Source organism: Pseudoalteromonas sp. GutCa3, from assembly GCF_002836155.1.
GTDB classification, from domain to species: domain Bacteria; phylum Pseudomonadota; class Gammaproteobacteria; order Enterobacterales; family Alteromonadaceae; genus Pseudoalteromonas; species Pseudoalteromonas arctica.
In genome coordinates this window covers 1-21,346 of record NZ_PJBK01000056.1, presented here as the reverse complement: position 1 = coordinate 21,346, position 21,346 = coordinate 1, and the positions used below count along the sequence as shown (strand labels likewise).

Annotated in this window: 17 protein-coding genes; 10 read left to right on the top strand and 7 right to left on the bottom strand. The window is 40.1% G+C overall.

Annotation, left to right across the window (positions count from 1 at the left end; all coding sequences use genetic code 11):
- The first annotated feature begins 41 nt into the window (after nt 1–41).
- On the top strand, nt 42–1,169 hold the full coding sequence (locus CXF64_RS09325) for a response regulator (RefSeq protein WP_101216876.1): 1,128 nt from the start codon (nt 42–44) through the stop codon (nt 1,167–1,169).
- A 46-nt stretch (nt 1,170–1,215) separates the two neighbouring features.
- Here the strand turns inward: CXF64_RS09325 and queG are convergent, their stop codons facing one another.
- From queG to CXF64_RS09305, 4 genes are all read right to left on the bottom strand, one after another.
- A complete protein-coding gene (queG, locus tag CXF64_RS09320) occupies nt 1,216–2,349 on the bottom strand; it encodes a tRNA epoxyqueuosine(34) reductase QueG (RefSeq protein ID WP_007579922.1) in 1,134 nt (377 codons plus the stop codon).
- Nucleotides 2,350–2,415: 66 nt separating this feature from the next.
- Nucleotides 2,416–3,636: a methyl-accepting chemotaxis protein gene (locus CXF64_RS09315; protein ID WP_101216875.1), complete on the bottom strand. Its 1,221-nt coding sequence runs from the start codon at nt 3,634–3,636 to the stop codon at nt 2,416–2,418.
- Nucleotides 3,637–3,681: 45 nt separating this feature from the next.
- Entirely contained in the window at nt 3,682–4,386 is a 705-nt protein-coding gene (locus CXF64_RS09310; RefSeq protein ID WP_101216874.1) for a glycerophosphodiester phosphodiesterase, read from the bottom strand.
- Nucleotides 4,383–5,249 carry a DMT family transporter gene (locus CXF64_RS09305; protein WP_101216873.1) on the bottom strand — a complete coding sequence of 289 codons (867 nt, stop codon included), beginning with the start codon at nt 5,247–5,249 and terminating at the stop codon, nt 4,383–4,385. The genes CXF64_RS09310 and CXF64_RS09305 overlap by 4 nt, the downstream gene beginning before the upstream one ends.
- Before the next feature lie 327 nt (nt 5,250–5,576).
- Here CXF64_RS09305 and CXF64_RS09300 point away from each other — a divergent pair, with 327 nt between their 5' ends.
- The 5 genes from CXF64_RS09300 (at nt 5,577) to rlmB (ending at nt 11,933) form a co-directional block, all read left to right on the top strand.
- Entirely contained in the window at nt 5,577–6,680 is a 1,104-nt protein-coding gene (locus CXF64_RS09300) for a sensor histidine kinase (protein WP_010554317.1), read from the top strand.
- The gene (locus CXF64_RS09295) at nt 6,677–7,291 is read left to right on the top strand and encodes a response regulator transcription factor (RefSeq protein ID WP_058154167.1); all 615 of its coding nucleotides are present in this window, start codon (nt 6,677–6,679) and stop codon (nt 7,289–7,291) included. The genes CXF64_RS09300 and CXF64_RS09295 overlap by 4 nt, the downstream gene beginning before the upstream one ends.
- A gap of 262 nt (nt 7,292–7,553) precedes the next feature.
- Nucleotides 7,554–8,288 carry an enoyl-CoA hydratase/isomerase family protein gene (locus CXF64_RS09290; protein WP_101216872.1) on the top strand — a complete coding sequence of 245 codons (735 nt, stop codon included), beginning with the start codon at nt 7,554–7,556 and terminating at the stop codon, nt 8,286–8,288.
- Nucleotides 8,289–8,697: 409 nt separating this feature from the next.
- Nucleotides 8,698–11,193 carry a ribonuclease R gene (rnr, locus tag CXF64_RS09285; RefSeq protein WP_101216871.1) on the top strand — a complete coding sequence of 832 codons (2,496 nt, stop codon included), beginning with the start codon at nt 8,698–8,700 and terminating at the stop codon, nt 11,191–11,193.
- Nucleotides 11,190–11,933: a 23S rRNA (guanosine(2251)-2'-O)-methyltransferase RlmB gene (gene rlmB / locus CXF64_RS09280; RefSeq protein ID WP_007378377.1), complete on the top strand. Its 744-nt coding sequence runs from the start codon at nt 11,190–11,192 to the stop codon at nt 11,931–11,933. The genes rnr and rlmB overlap by 4 nt, the downstream gene beginning before the upstream one ends.
- Nucleotides 11,934–12,262: 329 nt before the next feature.
- Here the strand turns inward: rlmB and CXF64_RS09275 are convergent, their stop codons facing one another.
- Together CXF64_RS09275 and CXF64_RS09270 are read right to left on the bottom strand one after the other, a co-directional pair.
- Nucleotides 12,263–14,419 carry a TonB-dependent receptor family protein gene (locus tag CXF64_RS09275; protein ID WP_101216870.1) on the bottom strand — a complete coding sequence of 719 codons (2,157 nt, stop codon included), beginning with the start codon at nt 14,417–14,419 and terminating at the stop codon, nt 12,263–12,265.
- 188 nt (nt 14,420–14,607) lie between these two features.
- The gene (locus CXF64_RS09270; RefSeq protein WP_007579940.1) at nt 14,608–15,459 is read right to left on the bottom strand and encodes a LysR family transcriptional regulator; all 852 of its coding nucleotides are present in this window, start codon (nt 15,457–15,459) and stop codon (nt 14,608–14,610) included.
- A gap of 126 nt (nt 15,460–15,585) precedes the next feature.
- Here CXF64_RS09270 and CXF64_RS09265 point away from each other — a divergent pair, with 126 nt between their 5' ends.
- The 4 genes from CXF64_RS09265 to gcvP all read left to right on the top strand — a co-directional run bounded on the left by CXF64_RS09265 (nt 15,586) and on the right by gcvP (nt 20,901).
- A complete protein-coding gene (locus CXF64_RS09265) occupies nt 15,586–16,185 on the top strand; it encodes a hypothetical protein (protein WP_002958026.1) in 600 nt (199 codons plus the stop codon).
- Nucleotides 16,186–16,302: 117 nt separating this feature from the next.
- Nucleotides 16,303–17,385, top strand: coding sequence for a glycine cleavage system aminomethyltransferase GcvT (gene gcvT, locus CXF64_RS09260; protein WP_007579945.1), 1,083 nt, complete (start codon nt 16,303–16,305; stop codon nt 17,383–17,385).
- A 73-nt stretch (nt 17,386–17,458) separates the two neighbouring features.
- A complete protein-coding gene (gene gcvH / locus CXF64_RS09255) occupies nt 17,459–17,848 on the top strand; it encodes a glycine cleavage system protein GcvH (RefSeq protein ID WP_024590231.1) in 390 nt (129 codons plus the stop codon).
- A 161-nt stretch (nt 17,849–18,009) separates the two neighbouring features.
- Nucleotides 18,010–20,901 carry an aminomethyl-transferring glycine dehydrogenase gene (gene gcvP / locus CXF64_RS09250; RefSeq protein WP_101216869.1) on the top strand — a complete coding sequence of 964 codons (2,892 nt, stop codon included), beginning with the start codon at nt 18,010–18,012 and terminating at the stop codon, nt 20,899–20,901.
- A gap of 135 nt (nt 20,902–21,036) precedes the next feature.
- On the opposite strand, the gene CXF64_RS09245 is transcribed toward gcvP, so the two are convergent.
- Nucleotides 21,037–21,346, bottom strand: a 310-nt coding sequence (locus CXF64_RS09245; protein ID WP_133120262.1) for a transposase, incomplete at its 5' end; no start/stop codon positions are given.

Below are 21,346 nucleotides of genomic sequence, written 5' to 3'. Positions count from 1 at the left end.
CAGCCAAGTAACTTTTTGAGAATTTGAATGGATGATAAATTATGGCCTTAACTAAAATACTTGCCGTTGATGACGAACCCTTTAACCTTGAAATTATTGAGGAGATTTTAGAGGATCTTGATTTTGAATTACAAGTAGCAACGAATGGTCCTGAGTGTTTAAACATGGTTGAGGGCTATATGCCTCAGGTTATATTGCTCGACGTAAGTATGCCGCAAATGAACGGCTATGAAGTATGTAAGGCACTTAAAGCAAACCCAAATACAGCACACATTATTGTTATGTTTGTGTCTGCTCGTGGCACAGTTGAAGAGCGCATGGAAGGCTACTCGGTTGGTGCAGAAGACTATATTGTAAAACCCTTTGGCCATGATGAACTTAAGTCAAAGCTTAAAAATTTAAACCAAGTACTTGTTGAAAAACAAAGCCTTGAAAAGCAAGTTGAAGATGCTACATCAACTGCATTTAATGCCATGGCTAACAGCAGTGAAATGGGGCAGATAGTTAACTACGTTGAAAACATAGGCTTTATTAACGACCCTCAAGAGCTAGGTAAAGCGCTTATAGATTGCCTACAATCTTTTGATTTGCAAAGTAATGTTGAGTTTAGAGAGAACGATGAAATTAGTCACTTTGCATTAAGTGGCGTGTGTTCACCTATTGTGGTGGAGCTATTTGAAATGCTTAAAAACAAAGGGCGTTTACATGAATTTTCGCATCGAATTTTAGTTAACTATGAATTGATTAGCTTACTTATTTTAAATATGCCTGATCACGATCCAGATAAACACGGGCGTATACGCGACCACGTATGTTTTATTGTCAGTGTTACCGAGCAGCAGCTACGCGCCATCATGACTAAGAAAATGCTTGAATCACAACAAGCAAAACTTAATGCCGTAGCAAGTACAGTTCACAGTAAGTTTCATGGCTTAATTAGCTTATTGAATGACAACCGTCAAAACAACGAAAAAGTGTTTAAACAGTTACAAGAAGAGCTCGAAGAACGTATCCCATCAATGGGACTGGATGAAGATCAGGAGGTGTTTATTTATAAAAAAGTAGATGAAACTATCCAAAACTCAGTGGCCAGAGAGGAGTCTGTTAAACAAGTAAAAGCAGCCTTTACAGAGATAGAACAAGATCTATCGTTACTTTTAAAGAGCTAAATATACTTAATTAAATAATGTTACTTTAAGGCTTACTCCAACTGCATTATGCATCTCTGGGTAAGCCTTTTTCTACGATTCTGATTAACCTAGCTGTTTTACGAATTTGTAATCGTTGTTTATCGTTTTGCTGAGCAAGTGCCCATTCAATATGTTCTAAAACAAGCTCGCTGCATATTTGGCTTTTATCTTGTAAGGCATGAATAATAGCCGGGCTAAACTCTGCATTACCTAAACCGACCGCTATATTACGTAACCAACGTTCGTGACCTATGCGGCGAATAGGGCTGCCTTCGGTATTTTTTAAAAATGTAGGCTCATCCCAAGCAAATAGCTCAAGTAAATCTTTATTTTTTAATTGAGTACGGGGATGAAAGTCATTTTCATCCGTTATTTGCCCATAACGATTCCAAGGGCATACCAACTGGCAATCATCACAACCATATATACGGTTGCCTAATAAAGTTCGGTATTGTTCGGGTATGGGGCCTTGGTGTTCTATCGTTAAGTACGATATGCATTTACGTGCATCAACAACGTAAGGCTCTACAATTGCACCTGTTGGGCAAAGAGTAATACAAGCAACACATTTACCGCAGCCTTCAAACGTATTCTCTGCATCTATTGGTAGGGGTAAATCAATAAATAGCTCGCCTAAAAAAAACCATGATCCTGCTTCTTGATTAATTAATAACGAATGCTTACCGCGCCACCCTAAACCGGCTTTTTCGGCAAGTTGACGCTCAAGTACCGGGGCTGAATCTACAAATGGCCTAAAGCCATATTCGCCAATTTCTTGCTCTATTTTTTGGCCAAGTTTTTTTAAACGATTACGCATTAATTTATGGTAATCACGACCCAGTGCATAACGACTTATGTATGCTTTTTCTTTATTTTTTAAGGTTTTTGCAAAGCCAGCATCGGGAGGGAGATAATTCATTTTTACGGATATAACACGCTGTGTACCAGGTACTAATTCAGCAGGGCGAGCGCGTTTCATGCCGTGAGCAGCCATATAATCCATCGAGCCGTGGTAGCCAGCATCAAGCCAGCGTTGCAATTGGGCTTCGTGCTTAGATAGGTCAATATCAGTAATGCCCACTTCGCTAAAGCCAAGCTCTTGTCCCCAGGTTTTTATTTGCAGGGCTAATTTTTCATAGTCTGGGGTAGGGTTGCTCACACACTTCACACACTTAAATTAATAGCTGCGTAATTTACCATATTTCTCTGAGCCCGAAAACGCTTCTTAGCGCACAAAGCGCTTTAACTGTTGTTGGGTTTGTAAGCTTAACTGTTGAGATTGCTCGCTATCGGCTAATGCCGTATCTATTTGCTGTTTAGCTTGCTCACCTAAAGCTACTATTTGCTCTACCGATTGGTGAGTATTAGTTTGAGTGCCCTCAAGCATATGTACAGCACTGGCTATTTGTTGTAGTTGCTGTTGGTTGTGCTCAAACTCACTAAGCATTTTTGTAAAACCCTCGGAGGTTGCACTAATTGAGCTTTGTGCATTATTGGAGTGAGTCATTAATTGCTCTGACTCTTTATTTGTTTCATTTACTAGCTCATTCATTTGAGTAATAAAGTCGCTTATTTGCCTAGTTGCGCCACTTACCTTTATTGAAAGTGTGCGTACTTCGTCTGCAACTACGGCAAACCCTCTGCCAGCTTCACCCGCTCTAGCTGCTTCTATTGCGGCGTTAAGGGCTAACAAATTAGTTTGATCAGAAAACTCTTCAACCATTTTTAAAATACTACGAATGTTTTCACTGTTCTCTTTCAGTCCCGCAATTGTATTTGAAAAGCTACCTAGCATATTAGTAATAAGTTTAACCTGCTTTACTAAAGCAGCGAGCTCTGATGCAGATAGTTTTACAAAGTTAAGGTGTTCATTATTAACGTTATGTACGCTATCTGTATTATTTACTATGTTTTGTAAGCTTTGGGTTATTTGCATACTGGCATTAATAATACTGTGGCTTAACTGTATTTGTTGCTCACTTGATTGCTCAGTATTTTTCATCGATTCAGTGACTTGTATATTACTGTGTGCACTAGCTTGAGCACTGTTATATGTTGTGCTGAGTAACTCACTTAAATGGGCAGTAAATATATTATATTGTGAACTTAAATCTTTAAATTCGTCATACGAAAAGTGGGGAAGTTTTGCTGCTAAATTTGCATCTTGTTGGTTTATTTTTATCAAAGTATCGCGCATAGCAGTAACAGGGCGAACAATTAAAAAACGCATATAAAAAAGAGTAAAAATAAAACCAGATATAATAACAAGCGTAAGAAGCCAAAATAGCCCTGTACTTTGCTGTTGTTCGCTTAAGCTCTGATGCAGCCAAAATAACGTAATTGCTTGGAACAATAATACAAAACTTAAATTACCGACTATTTTACGTGTTAACGTAAAAAAGAATGTTTGCTCTATATAGTTATAAATTTTCATAAAACTACTCATTATGCTTAAGCCCTACGATTCTTATTTTAGTTAGGGAGGTGTAAGTTAGCTTTTTTGTAACGATAACAAGTAAGCTTTGGTTCGCGCTGGGTAATTTGTAAAAACTCCGTCTATGCCATACTCTAGCATTAGCGCTATATCTTGTTCTCTATCGACCGTATAAGCATAAATCTTTAGGCCTCTTTTTTTTGCATCGTCGGCAAAAGCCTTATTTATAAAGGTTTTATCTGCATGTACGCTATAAGCGTTTAAATCACTTGCAAACTTTGCATAGTTAATTGGAATAGAAGAAGTAAGGGCGCCTATTTTAAGCCATGGTAGCTTGCTTTTAAGCCACTGTAGTTGATGATGATCAAACGATGATACTAAAATATTTGCTTTCGATATTTTGTTAGCTTCAATGTTTTCTTCAAGTTGAGCCACAAACCTTTCTAGTTCAAACGTATGTTTAAGCTCAATATTTAATAAAGATTTATTGTTATTCCAATCAAACAGCTGCTGAAGAGTAGGAATTTGTTCACCATTTCCAGCATCAAGTTTAGAGAGTTCATGTGCCGTAAAGTTACTCACCCTACCTTTACCGCTGGTGGTTCTATCGAGCCATGAGTCGTGTATTACCATGTAATCATCGATGGAACTTTGAATATCTACTTCAATACCATCAACACCTACTTTTAACGCTTCTAAAATAGCGCTTTTGGTGTTTTCAGGAAAATCCCCACTGGCACCACGGTGTGCAAATACTTTCATTGTCGAGCCTTTTTAGTGATTGACCACGTTTCAAAACAAGCGGCACTAACAATAAGTGCTCCACCAACTAACGTCATAACAGTAGGACGTTCATGAATAATTACTATAGCCAGTATGGTGCCATAAAGTGGTTGTAAGCAAGAAATTAACCCCGCAGTTGCCGCTGATAAATGCTTTAAACTTGCTGCAAATAACGAGTGCGGTGTAGCCGTAAAAATAACACCCGCTATGGCAATTAAAATTAGGTCGTGATTACTAACCTCATATACCGGCACTTTTATAAATGCGCACAGCATAATGCTTGCCACTAAGGTTTGATAAAACATAGTTTGCGGGCCACCATATTGGCTAAAGTAGCGCTTATGGGTAATGTTTCTGATAGAAAAAAACAATGCCGATATAACACCTGTTATTACACCCAAGGTTACATCGTCGCCTAAGTTTGCACTTGGTACTAATAAGTAAATACCTAAAACAACCACCGCTGCACTTATTATATCTTTTGCTTTTGGCCTGCTTTTATTAAATAAGGGTTCTAAAAACACCGTCATTACGGGGTAGCTAAAAAATGCCAGCATTCCAATAGTTATACCGGCCATTTGCATACCAGCAAAATAGGTTACCCAGTGAATACCCACCGCAACACCTAAAAATAATGCAATAAAGTAGTCTTTAGGCTTGTTTAGTTTAATCTGTTTTTTTTGAAAATACAGCATGGCTAAAATAGCCATTCCTGCAATAGCAGTTCTGTAAACGGTAATATCTAAAGCATTTAAACCAATAAGCTTGGCAAATAAAGCGGTTCCGCCAAAAAGTAATACCGCTATGTGCAAATAAATTAAACTTTGCTGCTGAGATTGCATTTAGTTTCCTTGTTGTACTTTTTGAACATATTAACATTGCTTAAAAATTCTTAAGATGAATTTTTTTATCGCATGACAAATGTCATAAAAGTTGATGACACTTCACACTCTTATTATTTTTATACGCTGGCATAGTTACCTTACTCAACAGGGGATAATTATGAATTCTTTAATTTTAATCAGCTTAACTATTAATGAAGTGCTAGAGGCGTTAAGTTTTACGATTACGTACGCAGATTGCTTTATGCTGGCATGCATTTTTATGTTATTTATATTTATTAATAAAAATAGTCCTATAAGTAAAAATAATATGCCTGAGGTATTAGTATGAGCTCGCTTAACTCCTTTTCTCAACAAAGTGATAAAGGTTTTTGGAAATATGGGCATTTAATTTTTACAGGCTTTTATTTACTCCCACTAATAATTAATTTTGCGAGCTTTACTGCTAACCAAATAACGATGTCTTTAGCCTTTTATGTTGCTTTTATTCTTTTATATGTAAAAGCAATAAACTGCAAAAGTGCAGGGGTGACCAAGTTGTTTGTAGCCATGCTATTAATTTGTTTTTGCGCCACTTTTTACACCACAGGTACTCCTACTTTATTTGGCTTTGCAGCGTACGTAGCAGGCTATGCATACAGCTACCATCAAAGAATTTATGCTGCACTCGCGATTATATCTACGGTTTTATTAAGCGCATATATTGGTGATATAGGGAAGGTGCAATACTTTTTAGCCGTTGCTTTGATTTTATGTGCAGCCTTATTTAGTTACGGTATTGCAGCAAAAAGAGAAAGCTTATACAAAAAACGTGAGCAAGAAAACGCTAACCAATTAGAGCAATTAGCAGCAATTGCTGAGCGTGAACGGATAGCCCGCGACTTGCACGATATTTTAGGTCACTCATTGTCATCTATTGCTTTAAAAGCTGAGCTTGCCAATAAATTAAACCAAGGTGAACGTTACGCTCAAGCAAATAGCGAAATTGCACAAGTGGCCGATCTGGCAAGGCAGTTACTTAGCGATGTAAGAAGCGCCGTTAGTGATTTAAAACAGCTTAACCTTGTTAGCCAAGTAGCACAGTTAAAACAAAGATTAATAGAGCAAGACTTTAACGTTTCATTTAATGTAGTTTTAAATACTCTACCCGCTAAAGTAGAGGGTATCGCCGGCCTTATAATTAAAGAAGCCGTTACCAACTTGCTACGCCATAGCAGCACAAAAAATTGCGAAATAAATATAGAACAAACAGCGCAGCAGCTACTCATTACCGTTATTGATCGAGCACCGTGCTCCACATTAAATTCGGGCAATGGCCTAAATGGTATTAAAGAGCGGGCAGAGCAACTTAATGGCAGTGCAACATTTACCTGTGGCGATATTTTTACTTTAAATGTAATGCTACCAATTTCAGCTAAGGATTTACAATGATCAGAGTGTATTTAGTGGAAGATCAAGCGCTTGTGCGCGACGCAGTAGCAGCATTGTTAGGACTCGATTTTAATATTGAGATTATTGGGCAAGCAAGTAACGGGCAAGATGCACTTAATGCAATTGAAGCGCTTGATAGTGATTTACATCCCGATATAATTTTAACCGATATAGAAATGCCAACCATGAATGGTATAGAGCTGAGTGAAAAAATAGCCGCTAAGTTTCCCGCTATAAAAATGGTTATTATGACTACATTTTCTCGTGCGGGTTATATTAGGCGAGCGCTTACGGCAGGTGTTAAAGGTTTTATTTTAAAAGAAGCACCCAGTGAAGAGCTAATAAATGCGCTTAAAAAAGTAATGCAGGGGCAAAAAGTGATAGACCCAGAGCTTGCTATCAATGCATTAGACGACGCAGATCCACTTACAGATAAAGAACGTAAAGCACTTAAACTTGCAAGCGACGGCCTTAAAACAAGCGACATAGCCAAGCAGTTATTTATAAGCGAAGGTACTACACGTAATTATTTATCAGACGCTATTGCTAAGCTAAACGCCACTAACCGTATAGATGCTGCGCGTATAGCTAAACAAAAAGGATGGCTTTAAATAGTGGGTTTATAAATTATAAGCAAAGTATTACTATGTTATACCAATCTGCTTATATATGGGGTCTATTTAACGTTAAGAAAATTACGCTAGAACTAGGCAAAAATTTTTGTATCTAGTTGTTCTAAATAAAAAATTTTTAACGACGTTATAGTGAAATTTAATTCGTTAAATTGATCAAAGATTTATGCAGGTTGATATTACTTATAAAAGTAACGAACAGCGCTTAAAATTAGCTTAAAAAGCGTTAAAAGAGGGTTTAATGGCAAATCTAATAGAACTAACAACTAAAAATAACACCGCTATACTCACCATGAATACCGCTGAAAACCGCCACAATCCAGCGTTTTTGGCTGAGTTTAATTTACACCTTGACCACATTGAAGCAGATCAAAATATTAAGTCAGTTATTTTAACGTCCTCGAGTGACAAAAACTGGTCATTAGGCATCGACCTTCAATGGATGTCCAATCCAAGTATTTTACCTGCAGCAATTTCAGACTTTATGATTCAAATAAGTGACTTATTTAAACGCATAGTTACTTTTCCTATGCCTATTATTGCTGCGTTAAACGGGCATACCTATGGCAATGGTTCGGTGCTTGCGTGTGCGTGCGATTTTAGATTTATGAAGTCAGATAAAGGCTTCTTTTGTTTTCCTGAAGTGGACGTAATGGTGCCGTTTGTACCGTCGATGTTTCCTATAATTAATAAAGCAATTTCGCAAACATTCTTTAATCGTTTAGCTATGTCAGGAGAGCGTGTTGGTGCACAGCAGTTGCTAGAGAACAAAGTAGTTGAAGCTGTGTTTGCAAATAACGATGAACTACAAGCAGGTGTACTTGAGTTTGCCCAGCAGTTTAATAAAAACCGCTGGATTTACGCTCAAAATAAATCACAAATGAATAAGCAAATTTTGCTTACAATGAAAGAAGAAGACTCAAGCTTTATTGATAATATAAGCAAACTGCTGTGGAAAAACCTACAAAAAAAATAAATAACCTGAACTCTGGTTAAGAGATTTACTAGCGTATTGAATCATGGTGATATTTAAATTTATTTTCTCTAGCCAGAGATTTTTAGTGAAAACAAGGCGAATTTACGCGTCAATAGCTGGCCTATTGCAAGTATATTCAACGCTGTTAGCGCTGAAAATAGCTGCTCGAGATAGATTTATTATCCAGAGCTCAGGTTATAATAGCGCGAAAGGGTTTTAGCATTACTACGATATGACTAAACACTTTGCAGTTAAGGGGTCGTTAAGCCCCATTGCGCTAGATTTTTAAACTATACAGCAAGATAAACAGCAAGGTAAAAGTGCTTTCTTAAAAGTTTAATCGCTTTTACCTGTCTCATTATAACTATATGGGTTAAAATACCTACATAACCAACTAACAAGATAGTGAATGTCAAACCAAGATCCAAATCTCAGTCGAGAACAAGAAAAGTACGAAAACCCAGTCCCTAGTCGTGAGTTTATACTTACTCACCTTCAAGAGCGTTCAAAACCTGCTAACTACGCGCAATTATGTGAAGAACTAGCAGTAAACGATGACGAACGCCAAATAGCATTTAAACGCCGCCTTCGCGCTATGGAGCGTGACGGACAGCTGTATTTTAATAAATTTAAATGCTATGCCCTAATTGACGAAGCCGGTTTAACCAAAGGCAAAGTAATAGGCCACAGAGACGGTTTTGGCTTTTTAGAAGTTGAAGGCGAGAGTAAAGATTGGTTTATTGCTAAGCACCAAATGAATATGGTGTTACATGGCGACATTGTACTAGCTAAAGGCACTAAACGTGGCTCTGGCTCAAAATGCGATGCACGTATTATAAAAGTGCTTACTAACGAGCGCGCGCCAATTGTTGGCCGTTACTTTGTAGAGCATGGTGTTGCCGTTGTGGTAGCTGAAGACCCGCGCATAACGCAAGATATAATGATTTTACCAGGCAACGAAAACGGTGCCCGCCATAACCAAATGGTGCAGGTTAAAATCACTCAAAATCCAAGCCGCAACATGAACGCGGTAGGTAAAATTATTGATGTACTTGGTGAGCATTTAGCCCCAGGTATGGAAATTGAAGTCGCACTGCGCAATCACGATATTCCACATGTATGGCCAGAAGAAGTTGAAGCACAAGTTGCTCACCTAGGTGAGTTTGTTGAAGACGCTGACAAACAAGGCCGCGTAGATTTACGTGACTTACCACTTGTAACCATTGATGGCGAAGACGCTCGCGACTTTGATGACGCCGTATACTGTGAACCTAAAAAATCGGGTGGCTGGCGCTTATGGGTTGCCATTGCCGATGTATCGCATTACGTAGGAATGAACACGCCGCTTAACAAAGAAGCAATTTTGCGTGGTAACTCAGTGTATTTTCCTGAGCAAGTAATTCCGATGCTACCAAAAGTGCTTTCTAACGGATTATGTTCGCTTAATCCAAAAGTAGATCGCTTATGTATGGTTGCCGAAATGACCGTATCGAGCGCGGGTAAACTTTCGGGCTATAAGTTTTACGAAGCGATAATGAACTCGCATGCACGTTTAACTTACACCAAAGTAAATGCCATTTTACAAAACGACGAAAAACTACGCGAAGAATACTCAGCCGTAGTGCCACATTTAACTGACTTACAGCAAATGTATATGGCACTTAAAGCCGCACGCCAAGAGCGTGGTGCCATTGAGTTTGAAACCCTAGAAACACGTTTTGTATTTAACGCTCAGCGTAAAATAGAATCAATAGTGCCTGTTATTCGTAACGATGCGCACAAACTGATTGAAGAATGTATGATTTTAGCCAACGTATCGGCGGCTAAAATTCTTGAAAAGCACGAAGCAAGCGCGCTTTATCGTGTGCATGACGAACCAGACAGCGAAAAACTAGGTAACTTTACTAAGTTTTTAGGCGAGTTAGGTATTCAAAGCACATTAAGCGACGAGCCAACACCAAAAGAAATAACCCAAGTATTAGCGCGACTAGGTGACCGCCCAGAAGCCGAGCTTATTCAAACTATGCTACTGCGTTCAATGAAACAAGCTGTATATCAGCCAGATAACATTGGTCACTTTGGTTTAGCGTTATCGGCTTACGCGCACTTTACATCGCCAATTCGTCGTTACCCAGATTTAGTAGTACATCGTGCTATTAAAGCAGTAATAAAAGCACAAGGTCAGCAAACGTCTGGCGAATACGCTTATACCGACGATGAAGTTGATCAACTAGGTGAGCAGTGTTCTACCACAGAGCGCCGCGCCGATGATGCAACTCGCGAAGTAGCCGACTGGCTTAAATGTGAGTTTATGCAAGATCATGTAGGTGACGAGTTTGACGGTGTTATTTCATCGGTCACTAACTTTGGTTTGTTTATTCGTTTAGACGATTTACAAATTGATGGGCTTATTCATGTTACTAATTTAGGCGACGAGTTTTTTGCGCATGATGCTGCAAAACACACCCTAATAGGTGAGCACTCTCACAAAGTTTATCGCCTTGGCGATAAAGTAACAGTAAAAGTTGCGTCGGTTAGTTTAGACGATCGCCGTATCAACTTAACGCTTAAAGGCGATGTTGCACAAGACAGATACTCACGTCGTCGTGCGCCAAAAAAAGGTTCAGGTAAATCTGAGCATGCGCCAGCAAGTGTGCGTTCGCAATTAAAAGCAGGCAAAGTACCGGGTAAAAAGTCGCACAGTGATGACAAACCAAAAGGTAAAAAAAAGCCAGCAAATAAAGATAAAGGCAAGCCTGCAAATAAGTCTGCAACTAAACCCGCAGATAAAAAAGCAGCAGACACTGCCGTAAAGAAAAAGCCGAAGAAGAAGGCAGTTAAAAAGCCTAAAAGAGCTGGCAAAAATGCCCGTAAAAGTACTAGCCCAGGAGCAGATAATACGTGAGTAATGAATTAATTTTTGGCTTTCACTCTGTTGAAGCAATTTTAGAAAGCGAGCCAGAGCGCTTTGTAGAAATTTACGCCCTTAAAGGTCGTGACGACAAACGCTCAACTCCGATTATTGATGAAGCACGTAAGTTTGGTATTTCAGTACAGTTTATGCAGCGTAAAGCTCTTGATAGCAAATCAAAGGGTGAGCAGCATCAAGGTATTATTGCCAACGTAAAAGCAGCGCCAACGTTTAACGAAAAAGATCTTGATGCGATAATCGCTCGTGAAGACACCCCGTTTTTACTTGTGCTTGATGGTATTACCGATCCGCATAACTTAGGCGCATGTCTACGTAGTGCAGACGCTGCTGGTGTTCACGCTATAATTGTACCTAAAGATCGCTCTGCCAAGCTTAACGGCACAGCACGTAAAGTTGCTTGTGGCGCAGCCGAAACAGTACCGCTTATTCAAGTGACTAACCTTGCACGTACGCTTCGCGAAATTAAAGATGCAGGCGTATGGGTTGTAGGCACTGCTGGCGAAACTGATAACCACGTATTTGATGCAAGCTTAACGGGCCCAATGGCGATTGTTATGGGCGCAGAAGGCGAGGGCATGCGACGCTTAACGCGTGAGCATTGCGATATGCTTGTTAAAATCCCAATGGCGGGTACTGTTTCAAGCTTAAACGTATCGGTAGCCACGGGTATTTGTTTGTTTGAAGTATTACGCCAACGTAACGCAAATAACTAATATATAAAACGATAAGTTTTATGTATTAAAAAGCCGAGATTGAAATTCAATCTCGGCTTTTTTGTATCTGTAACTTACGCTTTTAACTTTGCACCAATTGTACTGAATTGATGCTCTATCATAGCGATAGGAAAATAACCCTATAGCAAGGCAAAAATAACGAAATATAGTTGTTCTTATATGAGTTATTTTTAACGCAGCTAGTGAACCATTTCTCCTATACAAAGCGCAGGTAAACGGTTTAATAACAAGGCAATAATTTAGATGTGTAGTGTTCTTACATAAAAAATTATTAACGCTGTTAGTGAACCGTTTAACCAGCTTTCAATTTAGAATGAGTAAGTGTAGCCCATCTGTACAGTCCTCGGCTTACCTGGTTGAATGCCACCGTTTGAACGGTTAGCAACGTATGTTTTATCAAACAAGTTATCAACACTTAGGTATACTTTTTGATTTTCATCGATTAAGTATTTAGCAGCTAAATCCCATACTACGCGGCTATCAATTGCGTTTAAGCCCGACTGCGTTAAGTTAGCATGCGCATCAGATACGTAACGTATTTGGCTGTTAACTACAAACGCAGAAAACTCAGCACCTAACGATAACGCTACTTGGTTTTCTGGTACGTAAGGCATTGCATCGCCTTTTTCTACCGTGCCCCAAATTTCTGAATCAAAATCGTTTTTAAACTCAGAGTCTGTGTAGGTATACGTTAATTTAACTGGGAACATAGCTGTATCAGTTGCAAACGTACGTGCTGCACTAAATTCAAAGCCCGCTACTTCTACTTCACCGTAGTTGTATTGGTCGCCAATGTTGTCGTCGCTACAACCAACCGCAGCAGTACAGTTACCGTGCATGTTGCTGTAGTCTGAGTAAAAGGCAATTACTTCACCGCTAAAGCCATCCATATTAAAGCGAGAGCCAAACTCAATGTTTACACTTTCTTCTTCTTCTTGGTCAGCATTACCAGGTGCTGCTGGTGCATAACCTTTTTGAATGCCCGCAAGTAGCGTTACGTTTTCGTTAAGCGTGTAAGTAGCACCTAGTGACGGCACTAAAATTTCAGTGTCGTTCGACACATCTTTAGTTAAACCGTTGCTGCGTGTTGGATCTGATTTAGACCACTCTTCACGCGTAATAGTAATGTCTTCATAACGAAGGCCTGCACTTACTACTAATGCATCAATTGTCCACTCGTCTTGAATAAACAATGTACTTGCTTCTGCGCTATCTACACGGTTGCTGTCAGAGCCCGGAACGCCTTGCTCTGTAAGCGTTAAGCTTAGGTCTTGATTGAGTGTGTATTTGTCTTCCCATTGAAAACGATCCATTTCGTCTTTGTGGTAACGTACGCCAACAGTCACGTAGTGATCGCCTGCAGGAATATGTAATTCAGACTGAATACCTTTAGCTTGGTAATCGCGGTTATTAGCTTTAATACCAATACCTTCAATGCCTTCGCTTGTTGGGTTTGCTTCAAAATCGCTGTACTGCTCAAGAGTACTTAAACCTACGCTGCTGGCTTTATACCAGTTACGATGAAAATCGTTTAAGTAAGCCGTTGCTAAAAATTCATAGCCATCACCAAAACGGTACGCATAGTTAAGTTGGTATGCGTTATGGCGAGTATTCATTTCATCGTTTTGCGATGCAGCATAACGACGGTAAGGACTTTCTTGATAGTCTTCGTCAGTTAAGCCCATGTAAGTTTCGTCTGATGTTTCGTCAGAGTACTTAATTTTTAGCTCAAGATTATGCGCATCGTTTTGACCAAACGTATGGCCAAATTTTAATAGTAAATCTGTTTTTTCAAAGCCGGTGTTGTCATTGCCTACTGGTAGCTCTTTAAAGCCGTCTGCGCCGTAAGTAAATACTTCAATTAAGCCTGCTGTGTTGTTTTTTTCTTTACCGAAGTAAGCGTGACCTTTGTAATAACCATCACCACCAAGGGCTGCATCTACCATACCTTTTGAGCTATTTGGCTCAGTAGGTAAGCTGCGCGAAAGTAAGTTTAAAACACCGCCCGTAGTACGCGGGCCATACTTAACTGATGCCGCGCCTTTTAATACTTCAATAGACTCCATACGACCTGTAGTAGGGAAGTAGTAAGCAGATGGTGCTGAGTATGGTGCTGGTGCAACTAATACACCGTCTTCCATTACTGATATTTTATCGTTACGACCAGTACCTGTGCCGCGCATACCAATATTAGGACGAAGGCCGTAGCCGTCTTCTTCTTGCACGTAAACGCCAGGAACAGACGCTAAAACGCGAGAAATATCAGTAAATTTGAATTTTTGAAGTTCTTCATCAGAAATAAACGTAGCCGAACCAGGAATATCGTTAATTGCCTGCTGAGAGCCAATAACGGTAATTTGTTCAAAGCGTTGTTCTTTATTGCTGGTGTCTTTTGCTATTGCAGTAGCACTAAAAGACAAAGCAACCGCAGTTGCAAGGGTAGATACTAAAAACTTAGGGTTCATTGTGTTCCTAATCATGTCAATTATCTTAATTGGCGTAATTTGAACACGTTAACGAATACGAATCAATGTTATTAAGTATTTAATTATTCAGTTTAATAGAACTAAAAGCACCTACTTATGCAACTTTGTTAACTAAATTATTTCTTTTGTATTACTTTGTAATTGCTTTACTCGTTATAAAGTTTTGATTAGCTATAACCTAAACGTAGCGCTATAAACTCCGCGAGCTTATCTACTGCATGATCCGATTCACCCGAACTTTTAATTAAACTAATACCAATATTACCAAGAGTGGGTAAATGTTTGGTTTGAACTTGATAGTTAAGCTCACTCGGTACTGTGCTTTTAGCAAGTACGGTAATACCTAAGCCTTCTTTTAATGCAGCAATAAGGCCGGTTAAATCGGCGTTGCTATATACAATTCGGTATTTTATGCCCGCACTTTTTAATGCATCAATTGCACGGCGACGATAAATACACCCCTCTGGTGCGGTAACTAGCGTAACCACGTCGTTTTGCGCAAGTGACAGGTCGCCCACCCACACTAACTCGTCTTGCATAAAAATAGGAAACTTATCAGAGTTGAGTCGCTCATTTAGCGCAAGTACTAAATCGAACTGATCTTGGCGAGAAGCCGAAAGTAAATGTTTACTTAAACGCGACTTAACTTCTAACGACACCTCAGGGTAGAGCGCCACAAAGTCGCCAATAATTGAGGGTAAAATACGCGCAGCAAACTCGCTCGGAATACCCAAGCGCACTTTACCTGCAATGTTTTCTGATGTGAACTGCTGCAAAATAGCATCGTTGTGTTGCATCATTTGTTTTGCCATAGGCAATAATAGCTCGCCGTACTGGTTTAATACTTGGCGCTGTCCTTGTTTTTTAAATAGTTTATAGCCAAGCACGTCTTCTAAGCGCTTTATTTGCAAACTGACAGCAGGTTGCGACAAGCCAAGTAAATCGCCAGCTTTAGCAAAGCCACCTATTTCAACTACCATTACAAAAGTACGTAAACCGTCTGTTGATATGTTTTTCATATTTAAAATTACAATTTATATAGCTATATATATAAGTATTATTTATCAATTGATAAAAAATTACAATTTGTTGTTGGTAGGCGTGGGCAATATACTTTTGTAATCGAAAATACACAGGTGTTTGTTATGACTTTTAACCCAATAATGTTTGCCCGCCACAGCAACGCAAGTAGTGCGGTTACTAACGCTTTGCAAACTAACAACAATCACGTTGTAATGGATTTTAGCGGCACCGAAACCAGTGTATTTTTAAGCACTATTTTAGGCCTTGATTTAACTAAGCTTACCGCCAGCGGTTTAGGCTTAAAAGGCACGCTTGATGGCGACTATAATTCTGACTACAGCTTTGCTGTTTATTACTTTAGCGAAACCGCCTTTAGATTCGTACTGCCACACAACGCAAGCCTTCAACTACAAGCACTTATAAACGAGCAACAACTACGTTTTGATATTGATTATGTAGTACGCACCGACCTAGCAAGCTTTATTTTAAGTGGCGACAACGCGTTTGATACTCTAGTAAATGCTTTTAAATTAACACCCGGTTTGCGCCTTTCTGACGCGCAACTATGCTACGGTGCGCAAAGTGGTGATGTATTTATTACCGCCATTGATAAAAACGACGAACAACACTTTGTATTAGTCGCTAAACAACAAGAATTACAAAAATGGCAAAGCTACATGCAAGCGCAAGGTTTTGCACTTATGCATAGTGAAGCCGCATAACGAATACAAACAACAGGTGAACATAACAATGTTTACCTGTTTTTAATTGCGATTAAGCAATTAAAGTCTATTTAAGCCACGCCCTAAACAGGGTTAATTTAAACGTGAAGGAATGTTATGACTTCTAAAACTGTACTACATGCTAAGCACCTAGAAGCGGGCGCTAAAATGGTTGATTTTCATGGCTGGGAAATGCCAATCAACTACGGCTCACAAATAGAAGAACACAATAGCGTGCGTACCGACGCAGGTATGTTTGATGTATCACACATGACTATTGTTGATATTAAAGGGCCTCAAGCACAAGCATTTTTACGTAAGCTAGTAGCTAACGACGTTGCAAAATTAACCGTACCAGGTAAAGCGCTTTACACAGGCATGCTTAACGAGCAAGGCGGTGTAATAGACGACTTAATTATTTATTTCTTTAGCGAAACCTTTTACCGCCTAGTTGTTAACTCAGCAACGCGCGAAAAAGACCTAGCGCATTTAGCTAACGTATCGAGCGACTTTGACGTAACTGTTACAGAGCGCCCTGAGTTTGCAATGATTGCAGTACAAGGCCCTAACGCTAAAGCAAAAACAGCCACTCTTTTAAATGCTGAGCAACAAGCAGCTGTTGAAGGCATGAAGCCGTTTTTTGGTGTTCAAGTAGGTGATTTATTTATTGCCACAACGGGTTATACTGGCGAAGACGGTTACGAAATAGTAGTACCGAACGACCAAGCAGCCGATTTATGGCAACAACTGCTAGACGCAGGTGTTAAGCCTGCTGGTTTAGGTGCACGCGACACGCTACGTTTAGAAGCAGGTATGAACCTTTACGGCCTAGATATGGACGAAAGCGTATCACCACTTGCAGCTAACATGGCATGGACCATTGCATGGGAACCAGAAGATCGCGACTTTATTGGCCGTGACGTACTTGTTAAGCAACGCGCAGAAAAAAGCACTGACAAACTAGTTGGCTTAGTGTTTGAAGAAAAAGGCGTTTTGCGTAGCGGTTCTAAAGTAATTGTTGACGGTGGGATAGGTATTATTACTTCTGGTACTTTTTCACCAACACTTGGTTTTAGTGTAGCCCTTGCACGTGTACCACGTTCAACAGGCGATACAGCTCAAGTAGAAATGCGTAAAAAATTAGTAAACGTTAAAGTAGTAAAGCCTAGCTTTGTACGTAACGGTAAATCAATAATTTAAATAATTTGGTTATACCAATCACAATAATTATTGCGATTGGTATCCTCCCAATATAAACCAAAGGACAAATAAAATGAGCAATATTCCTAGCGAGTTAAAATACGCACCTTCACACGAGTGGGTTCGCAGTGAAGGCGACGGTACATTTACTGTTGGTATTTCTGAGCATGCACAAGAACTTCTTGGCGACATGGTATTTGTTGAATTACCAGAAGTTGGCGACGAAGTAGACGCTGGCGAAGACTGTGCAGTAGCAGAGTCGGTTAAAGCAGCATCAGACATTTACGCACCTATCAGTGGCGAAATTGTTGCTATTAACGAAGAACTTGAAGACTCACCTGAAACAGTAAACAACGACGCTTACGGCGACGGTTGGTTATTCCGTATTAAAGCATCTGACGAGTCTGAGCTAGACAACTTATTAGACGCTGAAGGTTACTCGCACACTATCGACGAAGAATAATCATTTTTTGAAGATAACTAAAAGCCCCGTTTAATGTATAAAAATGGGGCTTTTATGATTTTACAGCGCACCACCCCATACTGAGTGAACTGTTAAATCGTCAAATATTTTAATTAATGCTAGTTACCCATTAGCATTTAGGATCATAGGAATCTGGATTCATGTCAAACGCCAAATCTCTTGAAGAACTAGAGCAAAAGCAAGATTTTATTCGCCGCCATATTGGGCCAAGCCCAGCACAAGTAAGCGATATGCTAAGTGCTTTAGAAGTATCGAGTGTGCAAGAGCTGATCGACCAAACTGTACCGGCTAGCATTCGTCTAGAACAACCGCTAACAGTTGGCGAAAGCCGTACTGAAGTTGAAACACTAAGCTACCTAAAATCAGTAGCCAGCAAAAATAAAGTTTTCAAATCGTACATTGGCCAAGGCTACCACCCAACTAACGTACCGCACGTAATTTTACGTAACGTACTAGAAAATCCAGGTTGGTATACAGCGTACACACCGTATCAGCCAGAGATTGCACAAGGGCGTTTAGAATCATTATTAAACTTCCAAACTATGACCCTAGATTTAACCGGTCTTGATTTAGCAAGTGCATCACTACTTGATGAATCAACAGCGGCTGCAGAGGCTATGGGCCTTGCAAAACGCGTATCAAAAGCTAAAAAAGCCAATGCCTTTTTTATTGCCGACGACGTACACACACAAACAATCGACGTAGTAACAACACGTGCCGAGCAGTTTGGTTTTGAAATAATTGTAGGTAAAGCAGAAGATGCCGTTAACTTTGATATTTTTGGCGCATTGTTCCAATACCCAACTACATCAGGCGAAGTGGTAGACATAACAGACCTAATTGCTGGCGTACAAAGCAAAAAGGCCATTGCCTGTGTTGCTGCCGACATAATGAGTTTATTACTATTAAAAGCACCGGGTAAGCTAGGCGCAGACGTAGTACTTGGTTCGGCTCAGCGTTTTGGCGTACCTATGGGTTACGGCGGCCCACATGCTGCATTTTTTGCAACACGTGACGCATACAAACGTTCATTACCAGGTCGTATTATTGGTGTATCTAAAGACCGTTTAGGTAACGACGCACTACGTATGGCAATGCAAACGCGCGAACAACACATTCGCCGCGACAAAGCCAACTCAAACATTTGTACAGCGCAAGTATTACTTGCCAACATGGCAGCGTTTTACGCGGTGTACCACGGCCCACAAGGCTTAAAAACTATCGCGCAGCGTATACATCGCTTTGCTGATATTTTAGCAAGTGGCCTTAAAGCTAAAGGCATTGCACTTAAGCACAGTACTTGGTTTGATACGCTAACAGTAGTAAGCGACAACAAAAACGACGTAACAGCACGTGCAATTGCAAAAGGCGTAAACTTTGCAACAAACCACGAAGGCGAGTACTCAATTTCGGTATCAGAAACAACAACACGTGCCGATGTAGCTGAGTTATTCGATATTATTTTAGGCGAAGGCCATGGCCTAAGTGTTGACGCTATTGCAGCCGACGTTGAAGCAAATGGCAGCGAATCAATTCCTGCAAGTTTAGTACGTGATGACGAAGTACTAACGCATCCAAACTTTAACAGCTACCACAGCGAAACAGACATGCTTCGCTACATTAAGCGACTAGAAAGCAAAGACTTATCGCTTAATCACTCAATGATCTCGTTAGGCTCATGTACCATGAAACTAAACGCGACCGCCGAGATGATCCCAATTACGTGGCCGGAGTTTGCAAACCTTCACCCATTCTGCCCGCTAGATCAAGCAGAGGGTTACCAAATAATGATTGGCGAGCTACACGACTGGCTAGTAAACATTACCGGTTACGATGCAGTATCACTACAGCCAAACTCTGGCGCGCAAGGTGAATACGCAGGCTTAATCGCGATTCGTAAATATCACGAATCACGCGGCGATGCACACCGTAATGTATGTTTAATTCCAAGCTCTGCGCACGGTACTAACCCTGCATCAGCGCAAATGGCGAGCATGAAAATTGTAGTAGTTAACTGCGACAAAAACGGTAACGTAGACATGAGCGACCTTAAAGCGAAAGCTGAGGAAGTGTCTGAAAACTTATCGTGCATCATGATCACATACCCGTCTACGCACGGCGTATACGAAGAAACAATTCGCGAAATTTGTGACATTATTCATGAGCACGGCGGCCAAGTTTACATGGACGGCGCAAACATGAACGCACAAGTTGGCGTAACAAGTCCTGGCTTTATTGGCTCAGACGTATCGCACTTAAACTTGCATAAAACATTTTGTATTCCACACGGTGGCGGTGGTCCAGGTGTTGGCCCAATTGGTGTTAAATCGCACCTTGCGCCATTTATGCCAAACCATAGCGTAATTAACGTACCAGGTACTAACATTGGTAATGGTGCGGTATCGGCAGCGCCTTACGGCTCAGCCGCTATTTTACCTATTTCATGGGCTTACATCACCATGATGGGTTCAGAGGGCTTAAAACAAGCCACTGAAATGGCAATTGTTAATGCTAACTACTTAACGCATGAGCTAAGCAAGCACTTCCCAATTTTATACCGTGGTCGTAACAGCCGTGTTGCTCACGAATGTATTGTTGACCTGCGCCCGCTTAAAGAGCTATCAGGCATTACTGAAATGGACGTCGCTAAGCGTTTGCAAGATTACGGTTTCCATTCACCAACTATGTCGTTCCCAGTAGCAGGCACATTAATGATTGAGCCAACTGAGTCTGAATCAAAAGGTGAGATTGACCGCTTTATCGAAGCAATGGTGTCAATTAAAGGCGAAATTGAAAAAGTAATTTCTGGCGAATGGTCAATCGAAAACAACCCGCTAGTGTTTGCACCGCATACACAAGGCGACGTATTAGGTAACGAATGGGACCGTGCGTACGACCGTTTTTACGCTGCATTCCCAGTGCCTGCTGTGGCTAAAAACAAGTTCTGGCCAACCGTTACACGTATAGATGACGTATACGGCGACCGTAACTTAGTATGTTCATGCCCAGCGGTTGAGACATATAGAGATTGATAATTTTTAAAATTTCCAATTAAAGTTTGGGAATTTATCAAAAATTAAAAAAGCCGTTGCAGCAATGTAGCGGCTTTTTTGTGTGTGTTTAAACATTGTAGATAACATCTCTCATTTTAAGCTTCAAGGTCGTATTTAACTTTCTTGGAGCTTAAACGCTTCTTGGTTTTTTATTACACCAAAACATATATGAATTAGCTTTCGCATATTTGCACACACAGCTTGCATTGGTGTTTTACCATTATTTATTAATGTTAACTTGTGTCGTTTTATTGTTTTATTCCATTGCCCAGCAACAATGGCTGCCATATAAAGTTTGCATCGAATTCTGGCTGGGCCAAGTTTACTGATTGATGTTCGCCCTTTTAATTTACCCGATTCATTATGCCGTGGAATTAATCCACAATAAGCTGCCGCTTCTTTGGCTTTATTAAATTTTTTAGCG

Coding starts and splice junctions, on each gene's coding strand:
- CXF64_RS09290 (WP_101216872.1), top strand. CDS start 7,554: ATGGCAAATCTAATAGAACTAACAACTAAAAATAACACCGCTATACTC.
- CXF64_RS09325 (WP_101216876.1), top strand. CDS start 42: ATGGCCTTAACTAAAATACTTGCCGTTGATGACGAACCCTTTAACCTT.
- CXF64_RS09270 (WP_007579940.1), bottom strand. CDS start 15,459: ATGAAAAACATATCAACAGACGGTTTACGTACTTTTGTAATGGTAGTT.
- CXF64_RS09315 (WP_101216875.1), bottom strand. CDS start 3,636: ATGAGTAGTTTTATGAAAATTTATAACTATATAGAGCAAACATTCTTT.
- CXF64_RS09275 (WP_101216870.1), bottom strand. CDS start 14,419: ATGAACCCTAAGTTTTTAGTATCTACCCTTGCAACTGCGGTTGCTTTG.
- gcvP (WP_101216869.1), top strand. CDS start 18,010: ATGTCAAACGCCAAATCTCTTGAAGAACTAGAGCAAAAGCAAGATTTT.
- gcvH (WP_024590231.1), top strand. CDS start 17,459: ATGAGCAATATTCCTAGCGAGTTAAAATACGCACCTTCACACGAGTGG.
- gcvT (WP_007579945.1), top strand. CDS start 16,303: ATGACTTCTAAAACTGTACTACATGCTAAGCACCTAGAAGCGGGCGCT.
- CXF64_RS09305 (WP_101216873.1), bottom strand. CDS start 5,249: ATGCAATCTCAGCAGCAAAGTTTAATTTATTTGCACATAGCGGTATTA.
- CXF64_RS09310 (WP_101216874.1), bottom strand. CDS start 4,386: ATGAAAGTATTTGCACACCGTGGTGCCAGTGGGGATTTTCCTGAAAAC.
- CXF64_RS09265 (WP_002958026.1), top strand. CDS start 15,586: ATGACTTTTAACCCAATAATGTTTGCCCGCCACAGCAACGCAAGTAGT.
- CXF64_RS09300 (WP_010554317.1), top strand. CDS start 5,577: ATGAGCTCGCTTAACTCCTTTTCTCAACAAAGTGATAAAGGTTTTTGG.
- rnr (WP_101216871.1), top strand. CDS start 8,698: ATGTCAAACCAAGATCCAAATCTCAGTCGAGAACAAGAAAAGTACGAA.
- CXF64_RS09295 (WP_058154167.1), top strand. CDS start 6,677: ATGATCAGAGTGTATTTAGTGGAAGATCAAGCGCTTGTGCGCGACGCA.